The organism is Actinomadura flavalba DSM 45200, from assembly GCF_000374305.1.
Lineage (GTDB): Bacteria > Actinomycetota > Actinomycetes > Streptosporangiales > Streptosporangiaceae > Spirillospora > Spirillospora flavalba.
Genome location: NZ_KB894100.1, coordinates 85,146 through 98,796, shown reverse-complemented (window position 1 = coordinate 98,796; position 13,651 = coordinate 85,146). Strand labels below are relative to the sequence as shown.

Sequence of the window (13,651 nt, the reverse complement as noted above, 5' to 3'; positions counted from 1 at the left end):
GGTGATCTCGTCATGCTGGCGCAAGTCCCCTGCGGCCGAAGGAGCCCGGTCATGACGTCCTCGCCTCTGGCGTCCCCTGTATCACCACCGAACCGGCACGGACGTCTCGGACGTCCGGTGCACGGGGCCGCCGTCGCGGGCATCGTCGTCGCGTGCGTCTGGTTCCTCAGCTATACGCTGCCGCTGTACATCCCGCGCATCTTCGACCCCGAGATCGCCGCGGTGCGCATCGCGCACGGCGGCAGCGGCATCCTGGCCCTGTTCACCGCCGTCGTCCAGATCCTCCCCGGCGTCCGGCGCCGCTTCCCGCGCGTCCACCGCTGGAACGGGCGCGTGTACGTGTTCGCGGGCGTCATCCCGAGCGGGCTGCTGCTGTTCGGGGCGCTGTTCGCCATCGGCAACCCCGCCGCGACGGCGTCGTTCTTCTGGGGCTCGGTCTGGATCTGGGTGACGGTCATCGCCTGGCGCGCCGTCCGCAACCGCGACTACGCCCGGCACCGCCGGTGGATGGCCTACAGCATCGCGATCACGCTCGTCGCCGCCACCAACGCGATCATCGCGGTGAACTCGGGACGGGTGCCGTTCGTCAGCCAGGCCGTCATGCTCGACACGCTCGACTGGCTTCCCTGGGTCGCGCACCTGGCCGTCGCGCACTGGTACGTCACGCGGTTCACCAGCGTCCCGTACCCGGCCAAGCGGCGCCGCGTCGTCGTGCCGCCGCCTCCGGAGGAGCCCCCCGCCGACGAACGCCGCCCGGAACTGAGCGGCGCGTGAAGGCCCTGGTCCTGGCGGGCGGTTCCGGTTCGCGGCTGCGGCCCTTCAGCCACTCCGCGCCCAAGCAGCTCCTGCCGATCGCGAACCGGCCGGTGCTGGAGTACGCGCTGGAGAACCTGCGGGCGGCCGGAATCCACGACGTGGGCGTCATCGTCGGTGACCGCGGCGACCAGATCCGGGACGCGCTCGGTGACGGGTCGCGGCTCGGGCTGCGCCTCACCTACCTGCGCCAGGACCGGCCGCTCGGCCTCGCCCACTGCGTGCGCGTCGCCCGCGACTTCCTCGCCGCGGACGACTTCGTCCTCTACCTCGGTGACGTCATGCTGCTCGACGGCGTCGGCGCGCTCGTCTCCGACTTCGGCGCGTCGCGCCCGGCGGCGCAGCTCGCGGTGCACCGCGTGGACGATCCACGGGCCTTCGGCGTCGTCGAACTCGACGCCGAGGGCCGCGTGGCCGCGCTGGTGGAGAAGCCCGAGGAGCCGCGCAGCGATCTGGTGCTCAGCGGCGCGTTCGCGTTCACGTCCGCGATCCACGCGGCCGTGGACGCGATCACCCCCAGCCGGCGCGGCGAGCTGGAGCTGACCGACGCCGTGCAGTGGCTCGTGACCGGGGGCGCGGCCGTGCGCGTCACCCGGCAGCCCGGGTTCGTCGCGGACACCGGCCGCCCCGAGGACGTCCTCGCCTGCCACCGGCGCGTGCTCGACGCGCTGCCCGTCGCGGCCGCGCCGGACGGCGCGGTGGAGGCGTCCGAGCTGACCGGCGCGGTGCGGATCGAGCCGGGCGCGCGCGTCACCGCGTCCCGCATCACCGGGCCCGTCGTCATCGGCGCGGGCGCGCGACTGCACGACTGCGTCGTCGGCCCGCACGTCTCGGTGGGCGGCGACTGCGCGCTGACCGGCGCCGGGATCACCGACTCGATCGTGCTGGACGGCGCGTCCGTCAGCGACGTGCGCGGCATCCGGGGTTCGATCATCGGCCGGTCGGTGCGGATCGCCGGCCGCGCCGACGCGGCCCATCGCCTGCTGGTGGGCGACCACGGCCACGTCGACGTCGGCTCGGGCGACGCGGTCTAGTCGGTCTCGGCGCCCGCCGTGATGTTGATCGAGGCGCCGGTGATCGAGCGGGCCAGGTCGGACGCGGCGAAGACCGCGACGTTGCCGACGTCGGTCAGGTCGGCGGCCCGGCCGAGCAGGGTGCCCTCGACGAGGCCCTCGGCTATCTCCTTCTCGTCGTCGGGCAGGCTCTCGGGCAGCCCGCCGCTGTGCAGCGTGACGACGCGGATGCCGTTCTTGCCGAGTTCGGCGGCGAGCTGGCGGCGCATCGCGTCCAGCGCGGCCATCGCCACGTAGAAGCCGCCGATGCTGTAGTCGTGGACGGGCTCGTTGTGCCCGCCGCCGCCGAACGTGAGGATGACGCCGGACCCCTGCGGGATCATGTGCCGGGACGCGGCGCGCGTGGTGAGGAACGTCGAGCGGGTGGCGTTGTGCACCGGCGCGAGGAAGTCCTCGACGTCCATCTCCGCGAGCGGGGTGCCCTGGATGTCACCGACCGAGATGACGTTGGCGGAGATGTCCAGGCTGCCGAACTCGCGCTGGACGGCGTCGGCGTGCGCGTCGACCTGCTCGGCGTCCAGCGCGTCGAGGACGACGGTCTCGGCGGCGCCACCGGCGGAGCGGATGTCCGAGGCGACCTTGTCGAGGGTGGCGGCCGTCCGTCCGGCCAGGTGGACGCGGGCGCCGGCGCCGGCGAAGCCACGGGCCATGGCGCCGCCGACGAGTCCGCCGCCTCCGTACACGATGGCGTTGCGACCTTGGAGAAGCACGGGTGACCTCCTGGGAGCGGTGGGGTTCCCAGCCAAGCGCACCCGTGCCCCTCCTGTCCGCTCACTCGCGCCGGAACTCCAGAAGTGTCAGGTCGAGGTGGAGGTTCCCGGCGTCGTCGGCGTGCGCGGCGAACGCGGGGTCGGTGCCCATCGCGGCGTGCGGCACCTCGGTGACGAGCTGTTCGGCGACCCGTCCGGCCAGTCCGGCGGCGTGCCCGAAGGACAGCAGCCGGTCCAGGTCGCCCACGGCGGTGCTGAAACCGAGGAACACGCGGCCGGTTTCGGTCAGCCGGGACGGGGCCTCGGCGAAGAACGCGCGGTGCATGGCGTAGCCGGGGTCGAAGACGGCGTACTCCTCGTACGACGCCGGCGTCCCCTCGGGGCCCTCGATGAACGGCGAGTTCCAGAAGATGAGGTCGAACGTCTCACCGGCCGGGACGGCGGCGAACAGGTCGCTCTCCAGCGCGCGGACGCGGTCACCGACGCCGTGCCGCTCGGCGTTGGCGGCGGCGTTGCGGGCCGCCGCCGGGTTGATGTCGCAGGCGGTCACCTCCGGCACGCCCGAGAGCGCCGCCATGACGGCGGTGACCCCGGCGCCGCAGCCCATCTCCAGGAAGCGGCGGCAGCCCTCGAAGGGCAGCAGCGAGGTGAACCAGCCGGTCGGCTCCAGGTAGTCGCCGCCGCCGAAGACCTCACCGAACTTCTCCCACTCGCGGTCGAGCAGGGTGAAGGTCTGCGGTTCGCGGTGGCCGAGCACGCCGAGGGTCTGGCGGCCGATCACGAGGCCGAGTTCGTTCATGACGGGCTCTCCTTCTCCAGTGCGGGTGCGGGTGCGGGGGCGTGCACGGGTTCGGCCGGAGGCCCGGCCTCCGGCGCGGACCCGACGGGCGGTTCGTGGCGCAGCCCGAGGGCCGCGACGGCGGCGCCCGCGAGGGCGAGCACGACGCAGATCACCGCGACGGCGGACAGGCTCGACGCCAGCGCCTCTCCGGCCCGCGCCATCAGGTCGGCGGCGGTCGCGGGGGGCAGCGTCGGCGCGGTCGTCGCCGCGCCCACGATGCCGTCGCGGGCCGCGGCGGCGGCCTCGGCGGGAACGCTCGCCGGCAGCACGTCCATGCCGCCACGGTAGACGGCCGTGCCGATCGTGCCGAGGACGGCGATCCCGGCGGCGATGCCGAGCTGCCCGGCGGTCTCGTTGAGCGAGGCGGCCGAGCCCGCCCGTTCGGCCGGGGCCGAGCGCAGCACCAGGTGCGCGGCCGACGCCGACAGCGGCCCGATGCCGAGGCCCGCGACGACGAGCCCGGCCATGAGCAGCGGCCGCTGCCCGGCGTCCTGGACCAGGACGATCAGCGCGTATCCGGCGGCCACGACGACCAGGCCCGCGCCGATCGTCGGCCCGGGCCGGAACCGGCGCGTCAGCGACGGGACGAACTGGAGCGCGATGACCGTCGCGAACGTGGACGGCAGCAGCCACACGGCCGTCCGGAACGGCGTCATGCCCTCGACGAGCTGGAGGTAGAGCTGCACGAAGATCTGGACGCCGACGAGCAGCCCGGCGACGGTCGTCAGCGAGATCGCGGCGCGCAGCGTCCGGTTCCGGAACAGCCGCAGGTCGAGCAGCGGCCGCTCCAGGCGCCGCTGGACGATCACGAACGCCGCCCCGCACGCCGCGCCCGCCACCAGGGCGAGCAGGGCGGGCGCCGTCGCGGCCTCCTCCCGGGCGATCTCCTTGAACCCGTAGACGAGCGGCAGCACGGTCGCCAGCGACAGCACGACGCTGGGCAGGTGCAGCCGCCGCGCGCCGTCCTCGCGCCGCTCGGGCAGCACGGTGAGGGCGAGCGGGACGAGCAGGGCGACGACCGGCACGTTGAGCAGGAACACCGATCCCCACCACAGGTGGTCCAGGACGGCGCCGCCCGCGACCGGGCCGAGGGAGGCGCCGAGCATGAAGCAGCCCATCCAGACCGCGATGGCGCGGGCGTGCCGCCGGGCGTCGGGGAACATGACGCGGATCAACCCCATGATCGACGGCAGCAGCGCCGCCGACGCCGCGCCGACCAGGGCGCGCGCGGCGATGAGCGTTTCGGGGCTGGGGGCGTAGGCGGCGAGCAGGGAGGCGCCCGCCAGGGCGATCGAGGCGCCGACGAGCAGGCGCCGCCGTCCGATGCGGTCCCCGAGCGCGCCCGCCGTGACGAGCAGGCCCGCCATGACGAACACGCTGATGTCGGCGATCCAGAGCTGCTGCACGCTCCCGGCGCGTAGGTCCACCGCGATGCGCGGCAGGGCGAGGTAGACGATGGAGCTGTCGAGTGCGATGAGCAGGGTGGGGAGTCCCAGCACCAGGAGTCCGGCGGTCTCGCGACGGCCGGAGCGGACGGGGGGTCCGCCGGTGCTCACTGCCTCCATGGAGGTTCCTTTCGCTGGCCGCGTGACGGCGGCAGTGAACGGTCAGTAGTCGACGGTGCGCCAGAAGTCGTACTGGTGGGCGCGGCCGATGTCGGCGGAGCGGATGCCGCCGTGGCCGGTGGCGAGGACCTGCGCGCGGTCGGGGTGCCGGTTGGCGGCGGGCCAGGCGGGCAGGCCGGGCGCGTTGGGGTTGCCGCGCGCGGCGAACCGGGTGAAGTAGCCGATCATCGACCGGGACAGCTTGAGCTGGGCCGGGTTCAGGACGCGGCCCTCGAAGAACTCGGTCGCGAAGAGGTACTGGAGTTCGGCGTCCTGGTAGGCGCCGGTGGAGAAGCTCGGCTCGTCGACGTTGGAGTACCAGGGCGCGGTGCGGTCGGCGAACTCGTACCCGTAGACGGGCAGGACCCGGGCGAGGGCGCGGGTGGTGTCGAGCATGGGCCGGACGAGCAGCGCGTCGGTCGTCAGCGCCGACCAGGCCACCGAGGGCGCCTCGTACTTGTCGAGCGGGTAGCGGCGCAGCACCTCGGCGGCGCGCTCGGGCCCGACGAAGTTGTGCACGCGCTCGACGTACTTCTCGGGGGTGAGCTTGCCGAAGCCCCACACCTCCAGGAACGCCTCGGAGGTGCGGTAGGCGTCGCGGTTGACGCCCATCAGCAGCGGGACGCGGTGGACGCGGCCCTCCCGGAACGCCTTGATCGGGTCGCCGGGCAGCACTCCCCCGCCGCCGTGCACCGGGTTGTACGTCAGCGGCTCGGCGGTGTCGAGGAGCAGCTTGGTCGGCTTGGCGCGCAGGCACGCGGCGACCTTGCGCGCGTCGGTGCAGCCGAGTTCGGCGGCCAGTTCCCTACCCTGCGCCTCGGCCTCGGCGCGGGGGCGCGGCATGCCGAGCGGGGTCGGGTCGTAGGAGCCGTCGGCCTCGGGCACCCGGTGCAGGAGGCACGGGTTGCTCATCGTGATGGCGCGCTGAAAGAGCCCGGCCGCCGACGGCGAGGTCATCTGCACGCAGACGCCCTTGCCGCCCGACCACTGCCCCGACAGCGTGACGTTCCCGGCGTCGCCGCCGAACGCGGCGGCGTTGCGGCGGACCCAGCGCAGCGCGTGCTGCTGGTCCTCCAGCCCGAAGTTGCCCGACCGCATCCGGGCGGCGCCGCCGTCCAGCGCGGGGTGGGCGAGGAAGCCGAAGACGCCGAGCCGGTAGTTGATCGTCACGACGACGGCCTGGCCGCGCGAGGCCAGCTCGGTCGCGCGGGTCTCGGTGCCCGCTCCGGCGCTGAACCCGCCGCCGTGCAGGAACACGATGACGGGCAGCTTGCGCGCGGCGGGCCTGCGCGGCGTGGTGACGTTGAGGAACAGGCAGTCCTCGGCCTCCCCCGCCACCGACGGCGGCAGTTCGAGCTGCGCGCAGATGGGGCCGGGGCGGGTGGCGTCGCGCGGAGCGCTCCACCGGGCGTGCTGAACGGGCGACGCCCAGCGCAGCGCGCCGACGGGCGGCGCCGCGTAGGGGATGCCGAGGAAGTCGCGGCGGTCGGCGGTGAGCAGGCCGCGGACGGGCCCGCGGTCGGTCCGCACGACGGCCTGCCCGGACGCGGGCGCCGCGGCGGCGGCCGGGACGGCGACCGCCCCGGCACCGAACGCGGCGAGCGGCAGACAGGCGGCCGAGATGGCCGTAACGGCGGCCGTCCGGGGTGATCGGCGACGTAGACGGGTGCGCAAGCGGCTGAACATGGCGTATCGCTCCCTGTAGACCGATCCGGACGGTCCCCTTCGGACACGCCGCCCGATCAACGAGCACCAGTGTCGTACGCCGCGCCGCGACCGGCTTCTTCGACCGTGCGCCGCTGCCGTCCGCGCGGTCCTCAGCCCGGCCGCACGACCTCCTCGGCGGCGCGGGCGGGCGGCGTGAACGGCCCCCAGGTCAGGGCGGGCAGCCACGGCGCGGGATCGGTACTCCAGGCGAGCCGGGCGACCTGGTCGAAGGTGCGGCGGCCGGTGAGCGTCCGGAACAGGTCGTGCGGCGCGGCGGACAGCGTCGCGGCGGCCTGGCCGCGCCCGGCCGTCCAGTCCCGGCCGTCGGTGACGACGTGCAGCGGCGGCAGGTCGCGGGCGGCGACCTCGGCGGAGAACCCGCCCATGACGACCTCGATCATCGGCAGGTAGGCGGGGTGCTCGGCGGGCGGGAGCAGCCCGAAGCACTGCCGCAGGTCGAGCCAGTGCGTGAACGCGTCCATCACCAGGATGCGGCTGAGCCGCGTCTCGCCGGTGGCGAGCAGCCGGTCGAGCAGCGCGCCGTCGCGGCGCCACTTGGCGAGCAGGTCGGCGACGGGCGCGCCCCCGGCCGGGACGGCGGCGGGCTCGGGGCCGCCGGTGAGCCGCCGGGTCGCCCGCGCGCAGATGTCGACGACGTGGCCGAGCACGTCGCGCACGTCCCACTCGGGGCAGGCGGGCACCGTCCGGTCGGCGTCGGTGGTGCGGCGGGCGAGCATCTCGATCGTCTCGTCGCGGATGCGCCGGTAGAGGGCCTCGGGTTCCATGCGCGTTCCTCTCAGCGTTTCGTGGTCCGTCCGGCCGCGGTGCCCGCCTGCCGGTCCGTCAGCAGCCCGGCGCCGTGCAGCCAGCCGACGGTGTCGGCGACGGTCTCGGCGAGGGGCCGCCGTCCGTCGGCGGCGGGGGTGCGCACGTCGCGGGCGCACACGTACAGCGCCCCGTACTCGACGGGGATGTGCCACGGCCACCAGCGCTGGGCCGTGTCGGCGAGGACTCCGGCGGGCAGCAGCGCCCGCGCGGGCAGCCGCAGCGCGGGCAGCGCCCGGCCGGTGGCCGCGCGGACCGCCGCCAGGTAGGCGTGGGTCGGCACGTACCGGCCGGGGGTGAGGTGGCGGGCACCCGGCTGCGGCCCCCCGGTGAGCAGGTCCGCGTGCGTCTCGGCGGCGTCCCGCACGTCCCCGAGGGGGAAGCCGCCGGTGGGCCACAGCGGCGTCAGTCCTCGCAGGACCGCCCGCAGCCGGGTGGTCTGGTCGCCGAGCGCCGGGTCGGCGGGGCCGAGCAGCGCGGGCGGATAGGTGATCGTGACGGGCGCGCCCGCGTCCTGGTGGCGGCGGGCGACCCGGTCGGCGGCGGCCTTGGACGCCAGGTACGCCTCGCGCGGCCGGGCGACCGGCGAGCCCGGCGTGACGCGCCGCGCGGCGTCGGGTTCCAGCACGCCGAACGTGGAGACGTGGACGATCGGCCCGGCGACGGCGCCCACGGCGGCGTCGAGCACCCGCCGCGTCCCGGCCTCGTTGACGCGCCGTACCTCGGCCCGGCGCCGGGGGTGGAAGGAGTAGACGCCCGCCGCGTGCAGGACGGCGTCGGCGCCGCGCACGAGCCGGTCGGCGGCGCCGGGGTCGGTGACGTCGCCGGTCACCCGCTCGACCTCGTCGTCCTTGACGCCGAGGACGGCGAGCGCGCGGGCGGCGCGGTGCTCGTCGCGGACGAGCAGCCGGACGCGGTGCCCGCGCCGGAGCAGTGCGGCGACGGTGTGGCCGCCGAGCAGGCCGGTTCCGCCGGTGACGCTGACGAGCATGCGAGTGACCCTTTCCCCGGAGGCGGGACGCGGCGGGCGGGCGCCCGCCGCGCGCCCGGCCTCATCCCACGTGCAGCGGGCTGTTGTGGTAGGCGGTGATCAGCCAGTCGTCGCCGTCCTTGGCGAGCACCCACGTCGCCCGGATCGCCTGCGGCGCCGAGACCTCGGTCTCGCCGGGGAGCAGCACGCCGCCCTCGGTGACCATGATCGCGGTGCCCGGGACGGGGAACCGCAGGCTGAGCGGGGTGCCGGTCACGCGGGTGCCCTTGAGCTTGCCGGCGTACTCGCCCGCCATGTACTCGCGGATCTCGTCCCGGCCGCGCAGGCAGACGTCACCGGGCAGGATCATCGTGGCGTCCTCGGTGCAGGCGGCACCGAACGCGGTCGCGTCGTTGGCCTCCCACGCGGCGATGATGCGCATCGGGGCCTGGACGACGGCGGCCTGGTCGGCGGCCGTTCCGCTCGTGTCGGTGGTCATGGGGACTCCTCCTACGGAAATCGGTGATCGGTCCGCGCTCTGGCATCGTGGCCCGCCGGGGAAGTCCGCGGCATCTTTCGTCGTGCCACACCGTGCCATTTCCGGATCAGCACATCGCGAGATGCCGGGCCGTGGAATTTCGCCCAGCATTCTCGGCAGGAATGCACTCTGGAAAGGAGAGGGTCGTGACCGATCTCCAAGAGGTCTACGCCGATCTGGCCGCCGAGGGGGAGGAACTCGACCGGGTCCTGTCCGGGCTGGACGACGCCGCCTGGGCCACGCCCACCCCGGCGCCGGGCTGGACGATCGCGCACCAGGTCGCCCACATGGCCGCGACCTTCCGGATGGCGGCGATGTCGGCCGCCGAGCCGGAGGCGTTCACGGCGATGGTGGACGGGCTCGGGCCCGACTTCGACGCCAACGTGGCCGGCGCGATGGCGCCGTACCTGGCCGAGCCGCCCGCGCGGCTGCTGGAGCGGTGGCGGGCGGAGCTGGCGGCGTCGGTGAAGGCGCTCGGCGCCGTCCCGCAGGACCAGGTGGTGCCGTGGCTGGTGCGCCCGCTTCCGCCCGCGATCCTCGCCTGCGCGGGGATCATGGAGCTGATCGGGCACGGCCAGGACGTGCTGGACGCGCTCGGCGTGCAGCGCACCTGGACCGACCGGGTCAAGCACCTGGTGGGCTTCGCCGTCGTCGTCAAGGACTTCGGCTACGAGGCGCACGGGCTGACGCCCCCGGCGGAGGAGTTCCGCTGGGAGATCATGCTGCCGTCCGGGACGCCGTGGGAGTTCGGGCCGCAGGACGCCGCGAACCGCGTGAGCGGACCGGCCGCCGACTTCTGCCTGCTGGTGCTGCGCCGCCGCCACCGCGCCGACGTCGCCGTCCGTGCCGAGGGCGCCGAGGCCGACCGCTGGCTGGACATCGCCCAGGCGTACCGGGGACCGGCCGGGCCGGGCCGCGCCGCCGGGCAGTTCGCCCCGCTGGGCGGCTGACCGAGGACCCGCCGCCCGGTGCCGCCGGAGGGGACGGCACCGGGCGGCCGCCAGAAACGGTGCCCCCGGCCGAGATTCGGCCGGGGGCACCGTTTCGTCGTCGGTCAGACCGCCGCGCCGACCCGGCACGCGGCGGTGAACGCCGACCAGGCGACGGCCTCGACGAGCGTCGCGTCGTCCGGCGCGGTCGCGCGGAAGTCCGCGACGACGCGGTCGTCCACCCGGTAGGCGGCCAGGGCCGTCAGCAGCGCGAGGCGGCCCGCCGGGCGGTCCGCCTCGGGCAGCGCGTCCAGGGCGCCGCCGAGGGGGTCTCCGGCGAGCGGGGGCGCCTTGCCGTCCCAGGCCGCGACGCGCTCGGTGACCAGGGCGCGCACGGTGCCGGGCAGCGACCGTTCCCCGGCCGCCGCAAGGACGGCCGCGACGCGCGCGAACGTCTCGGTGATGACCGGGTCGCCCGCCGCCCAGACCGCCCCGGAACCCGCCGGGGCGGCCGTGTCGGCGGGGAGCAGCGGCAGCGCCGCGCCCGGCGGGTACGCCCGCCGGGCGCTGCTCCGCATCGTCCGGCCCACGACGCGGCTGAGCCCGCCCCGCACGCGCGGTGAGGCGCCCGGCGGGAACGGCGAGCCGGGCAGGAAGACGCTCACCATCCGGTTGTAGTAGTGGAAGGCCAGGGCGACCCCGGTGGTCTCGGCCCGGTGGGCGTCCTCCACCGGGGCGGGGGCGCGCGGGTCGGTGCCGGTGCGGGCCGCCCAGGTGACGGCCTCGCGCAGCCGCCGGTCACCGACGGCGTCGAACCGGCCCGCCGCCACGGCGGCGGCGTCGGCGTCGCGGGCGAGCCCGAACAGCATGGCGCCGTGCACGTCGACGCAGTACGGGCAGGTGTTGGCGCGGGACACGCCCGCCGCGACGGCCTCCTTGACGGCGCGGCGGGCCGGGTCTCCGGCGACGAGCGTCTCCCGCAGCAGCGCCCACGCGGCGGCCAGGACGTCCGGCGCGGGCGCGTGCAGGATGACGGGCGGCGCCAGCAGCCCGAAGTCCCGTTCCACCTGCGCGTACACGTCCGCGACGAGGCCGTGTGCCGCTTCGTAGCGGATCGGTGCCACATACGAGATCTGGCCGGGCGCCTGACGGCGCGTGGCGTGGGCGAACAGTCGCGTCACCGGGTCTCTCCCGTGGTCAGCGCCGGGCGGCGGGGACGAGGGGCAGGACGGCGTCGCGCCCGGACGTCTCGCCGCCGGGCCCGGGGGCGCCGTAGACGACGTCGACGCCGCGTTCGCGCGCCGCCGCGACGATACCGGGCATCGCCCGCTCCGCGAGGGCCGCGATGGTCATCGCCGGGTTGACGGTGAGCCCGGCCGGGACGGCCGATCCGTCGGTGACGAAGATCCCGGGGTGGCCGCGCAGCTCGTGCCCGTCGTCCAGCGCGGAGGTGGCCGGGTCGTCGCCGATGCGGCAGGACGCGAGCGGGTGCACGGTGTAGGCGCCGACGACGTCGTTGGTCCACGGCATGACCTTGCCGATGCCGTCGCGTTCGATGATGCGGCGGACCTCGGCGTCGGACTCGGCCCAGCCGCGCAGGGTGTTGACGGTCGGGTCGTAGCGCAGGTTGCCGCGGCCGAGCATCTGCTGGGAGAGCCGGAGGGCGTTGCCGGTGGCGGGCGGCGGGCCGAACACGCCCTCGTTGTCGTCCTCGGACATGGTGAAGATGGTGAGCCAGGACTGCCAGCGGCTCAGCATCTCCTTCTTCTGCGGCCCGAACCAGCTCGGGCCGACCGCGTCGGGGACCTGGGCGAGGATCGTGCCGAGGCCGGGCGGGAAGTAGAGCTGCTCCAGCGAGAACCGGGAGTGCTCGGGCAGCGAGCCGTCCAGCTTGTCCCAGTTGGCCACGACGGGGCCGCGCCCGATCTGGTTGGCGGCGTAGCCGATGCCGTCGCCGCGGTCCAGGCCGAGGACGGACCGGACGCGCTCCTCGTCGATCACGGCGGTGTTGAGCCGTTCGCCGTTGCCGGAGAAGTAGCGGCCGACGGCGTGCGGCATCCGGCCGAGCGCCGCCTCGGAGCGCTGGAGGATGACGGGCGTCGCGCCGGCCCCGGCGGCGAGGATGACGATCTTGGCGTCGATGACGCCGGTGCCGACGTGGACGCGGTAGTCCTCGTCGTCCACGACGTTGTAGTGGACGGTGTAGCCGCCGTCGTCGGTGCGGGTGAGGTGCTGGACCTCGTGCAGCGGGCGGATCTCGGCGCCGTGCGCGACGGCGGCGGGCAGGTAGTTGAACAGCAGCGAGCGCTTGGCGTCGAACTTGCAGCCCGCCATCATCCAGTTGCAGTTGACGCACTTGGCGTTGTCGACGGCGACGGGGACGGGGTTGGCGGTGCCGCCCGAGTGCGCGCACGCCGCCGCCCACAGGCCGCCCGCGTAGGTGATCTCGTCCCAGTCCTGGCGGACGACCGGCAGGGCCTCCTCGACGCGGTCGTACCAGGGCTCCAGCGCGTCGCGCGACAGCGAGCGCGGCCACATGCGGCGGCCGATGCTGCCGTGCCGGTCGAAGACGAAGCGCGGGGCGCGCGGCATCGCGGCGAAGTACACGACGCTGCCGCCGCCGACGCAGTTGCCGCCGAGCAGGCTCATGCCGTCGCCGACGACGAAGTCGAAGATGCGGGTGTAGGAGGAGCCGAGCTTGAAGTCGTGGTCGAAGTCGTCCCCGGCCAGCCAGGGGCCGCGCTCCAGCATGGTGACGCGGGCACCGCCGGCCGCCAGGTGGTAGGCGGCGATGGCACCGCCGAAGCCGGTGCCGATCACCAGGACGTCGGTGCTTTCGCGGCTCGTCGTCATTCGGGGCTCCCTGAGGGCGTGGTCCGGGGGTGGACGGAGGCGAGAGGACGGCCGTAGGAGAACTCGGGGAAGCGGTGGAGCCCGTCGGCGTCTGGGGGGAACAGGCCCATCGTGCGCAGGCCGGGGTGACCGGCGTCGAGGGCGTCGGTGGTGTGCAGGTGCGGGGCGGTGTCGAACGCCATGTTGCTGAACAGCGCGAGCGACACCCACATGTCCTTCTCGGGGTGGCCGGGGGCGACCAGCGCCCGGACGAGGGCGGTGCGCTCGGCGAAGTCCAGCGCGACGAACGGGGGCACGTCCCGGTCGAGGACCAGGTCGTTGATCCGCGCGTGCAGCTCGGCGTGCTCGTTCAGCAGCCCGGCGAGCACGCCGAGGTCGTCCACGATGCCGACGGCCGGGGTCTCCAGCAGTTCCACGGCGCCCGCCGCGACGGCGCCGGGGCCGGGCGCGGCACCGGCGACGCTGCGGTCGTCCGGACCTCGCCGCTCGCCGGGAATGATCGTGTCAGCGAACGCCTCCAGGGTCGTTCGTCGCCTGTCGTCTTCCGCGTCCGGCGTCATGGGCGCGCCTCCTGTCCTTGACATCGGAAGGGCCGCCGCGCCGGCGGCCCATTTCCGGGGTAAAGCTGATGAAAAAAGCGCAGTGAAGAAACGGCTCCATAATCGAACCGGGCAAAGCGGCGACGCATCTCCGAGCGTGCGACGCGGAAAACACAAAGGGTCAGCAGCTCGATTGCCGCACATTTCGACATAGCCGGTGAAAAACCAACACCGGGCCACGCGTGCGCG

At 74.7% G+C, this 13,651-nt stretch carries 13 protein-coding genes; 3 read left to right on the top strand and 10 right to left on the bottom strand.

The window, feature by feature from the left end:
- Positions 1-51 precede the first annotated feature (51 nt).
- Both C229_RS0124095 and C229_RS0124090 read left to right on the top strand, forming a co-directional pair.
- Entirely contained in the window at positions 52-774 is a 723-nt protein-coding gene (locus tag C229_RS0124095; RefSeq protein WP_205624543.1) for a DUF2306 domain-containing protein, read from the top strand.
- Positions 771-1,847, top strand: coding sequence for a glucose-1-phosphate thymidylyltransferase (locus C229_RS0124090; protein ID WP_018657680.1), 1,077 nt, complete (start codon positions 771-773; stop codon positions 1,845-1,847). Before C229_RS0124095 ends, C229_RS0124090 begins: the two co-directional genes overlap by 4 nt.
- Here C229_RS0124090 and C229_RS0124085 read toward each other — a convergent pair.
- The 7 genes from C229_RS0124085 to C229_RS0124055 all read right to left on the bottom strand — a co-directional run bounded on the left by C229_RS0124085 (position 1,844) and on the right by C229_RS0124055 (position 9,042).
- The gene (locus C229_RS0124085) at positions 1,844-2,596 is read right to left on the bottom strand and encodes an SDR family NAD(P)-dependent oxidoreductase (protein ID WP_026314118.1); all 753 of its coding nucleotides are present in this window, start codon (positions 2,594-2,596) and stop codon (positions 1,844-1,846) included. The genes C229_RS0124090 and C229_RS0124085 overlap by 4 nt on opposite strands.
- Positions 2,597-2,657: 61 nt before the next feature.
- Positions 2,658-3,395 carry a methyltransferase gene (locus C229_RS0124080; protein ID WP_018657678.1) on the bottom strand — a complete coding sequence of 246 codons (738 nt, stop codon included), beginning with the start codon at positions 3,393-3,395 and terminating at the stop codon, positions 2,658-2,660.
- Positions 3,392-5,002 (bottom strand): MFS transporter, encoded by a 1,611-nt coding sequence (locus tag C229_RS31675; protein WP_033424741.1) that lies wholly within the window; start codon positions 5,000-5,002, stop codon positions 3,392-3,394. The genes C229_RS0124080 and C229_RS31675 overlap by 4 nt, the downstream gene beginning before the upstream one ends.
- A gap of 42 nt (positions 5,003-5,044) precedes the next feature.
- The gene (locus C229_RS0124070) at positions 5,045-6,727 is read right to left on the bottom strand and encodes a carboxylesterase/lipase family protein (protein ID WP_018657676.1); all 1,683 of its coding nucleotides are present in this window, start codon (positions 6,725-6,727) and stop codon (positions 5,045-5,047) included.
- Positions 6,728-6,858: 131 nt separating this feature from the next.
- A complete protein-coding gene (locus tag C229_RS0124065) occupies positions 6,859-7,533 on the bottom strand; it encodes a maleylpyruvate isomerase family mycothiol-dependent enzyme (protein ID WP_018657675.1) in 675 nt (224 codons plus the stop codon).
- A gap of 11 nt (positions 7,534-7,544) precedes the next feature.
- Positions 7,545-8,564, bottom strand: coding sequence for an SDR family NAD(P)-dependent oxidoreductase (locus C229_RS0124060; protein WP_018657674.1), 1,020 nt, complete (start codon positions 8,562-8,564; stop codon positions 7,545-7,547).
- Positions 8,565-8,625: 61 nt separating this feature from the next.
- Positions 8,626-9,042 carry an SgcJ/EcaC family oxidoreductase gene (locus tag C229_RS0124055; protein ID WP_018657673.1) on the bottom strand — a complete coding sequence of 139 codons (417 nt, stop codon included), beginning with the start codon at positions 9,040-9,042 and terminating at the stop codon, positions 8,626-8,628.
- A gap of 185 nt (positions 9,043-9,227) precedes the next feature.
- On the opposite strand from C229_RS0124055, the gene C229_RS0124050 reads away from it, so the two are divergent.
- A complete protein-coding gene (locus tag C229_RS0124050) occupies positions 9,228-10,031 on the top strand; it encodes a TIGR03084 family metal-binding protein (protein ID WP_018657672.1) in 804 nt (267 codons plus the stop codon).
- Positions 10,032-10,135: 104 nt separating this feature from the next.
- Here the strand turns inward: C229_RS0124050 and C229_RS31670 are convergent, their stop codons facing one another.
- Genes C229_RS31670 through C229_RS0124035 form a run of 3 tightly spaced genes read right to left on the bottom strand, consistent with a single transcriptional unit; the run spans position 10,136 to position 13,423 of the window.
- Complete coding sequence (locus C229_RS31670) at positions 10,136-11,191, bottom strand: carboxymuconolactone decarboxylase family protein (protein ID WP_018657671.1); 1,056 nt, start codon at positions 11,189-11,191, stop codon at positions 10,136-10,138.
- 16 nt (positions 11,192-11,207) lie between these two features.
- Entirely contained in the window at positions 11,208-12,863 is a 1,656-nt protein-coding gene (locus C229_RS0124040; protein WP_018657670.1) for a GMC family oxidoreductase N-terminal domain-containing protein, read from the bottom strand.
- Positions 12,860-13,423: a DUF5987 family protein gene (locus C229_RS0124035; protein WP_018657669.1), complete on the bottom strand. Its 564-nt coding sequence runs from the start codon at positions 13,421-13,423 to the stop codon at positions 12,860-12,862. Before C229_RS0124035 ends, C229_RS0124040 begins: the two co-directional genes overlap by 4 nt.
- Between the last annotated feature and the right edge of the window lie 228 nt (positions 13,424-13,651).